Below are 1,007 nucleotides of genomic sequence, written 5' to 3' on the forward strand. Positions count from 1 at the left end.
GCAATAGATCTGCACATTGGGGAAGAGCAGCGTTCCCTTGCCGATGCGCACGCTTGCCGTGTCGAGAATGATGCAGCCGGCATTGAGAAAGACGCCGTCCCCGAGAAAGATGTTGAAGCCATAGGCACAGTGGACCGGCGCCTCGATGCGGGCGCCCTCGCCCGCGCCGCCGAGCAGATCCCGCAAGGCAGGCCCGATGTTGCCGCGCTGACGGGGCGCAAGCGAATTGTGCTCGAATACGGCGCCCGCAGCCACGCCACGCAGCGCCTCCAGTTCGTCATCCATGCACGTATACCACTCGCCCGCCGCCATTTTTGCGCGTTCGCTCTCAGCCATGCGGTGCCTCCGTCATCATTGCCACGCACCGTTGCGGCGTAAGAGAGCGCCTATGCAAGTACTGGCCAAATACCGGACCTATGGTAGCCTGCCTTTTCAGGGCTGTCCCGGCCCGGGATCGAGGGGGATGAACATGCTTTACATTCTTGCACTTCTGATCGGGGTCATTGCCGGCCTACGCGCCATGACCGCGCCGGCCGCCGTCGCCTGGGGCGCCTGGCTCGGCGGGCTGCCGGTTGCCGGCACCTGGGCACGCTTCATGAGCCACTGGGCCGCTGGCGGCATTTTCACTATTCTGGCTATCGTCGAGCTGGTCACCGACCAGTTGCCGTCGACGCCGAGCCGCAAGGTGCCGCAGCAATTCGGCGCCCGTATCCTGCTCGGTGCCTTCAGCGGCGCCGTGATCGGCGCCACTGGCGGCGCCACCATCGTCTGCCTGATCGCCGGCGCCATAGGGGCCGTTATCGGCACGCTCGGCGGCGCGGAGGCGCGCGGCCGGCTGGCGGCCGCCTTCGGCAAGGACCAGCCCGCGGCCTTCATCGAGGACGCGGTCGCGATCGTTGGCGGCCTCTTGATCCTGGCGGCGGTGGCATGACGGCGAAAACCTTCGATGCCATCGTCATCGGTGCCGGCCAGGCCGGCCCTCCGCTGGCCGGCCGCGGTCAGCCGGC

The 1,007-nt window shown here is 67.3% G+C and carries 2 protein-coding genes; one reads left to right on the forward strand and one right to left on the reverse strand.

What is annotated here, in order from left to right:
* Nucleotides 1–336 (reverse strand): maltose acetyltransferase domain-containing protein (locus FJ980_RS34470; protein WP_281406374.1); only part of this gene is annotated, 336 nt, incomplete at its 3' end.
* A 133-nt stretch (nt 337–469) separates the two neighbouring features.
* Here FJ980_RS34470 and FJ980_RS34475 point away from each other — a divergent pair.
* Nucleotides 470–931, forward strand: coding sequence for a DUF4126 domain-containing protein (locus FJ980_RS34475; protein WP_140547770.1), 462 nt, complete (start codon nt 470–472; stop codon nt 929–931).
* Nucleotides 932–1,007 lie beyond the last annotated feature (76 nt).

The sequence above is a fragment of the Mesorhizobium sp. B1-1-5 genome (genome assembly GCF_006443065.1).
Lineage (GTDB): Bacteria > Pseudomonadota > Alphaproteobacteria > Rhizobiales > Rhizobiaceae > Mesorhizobium.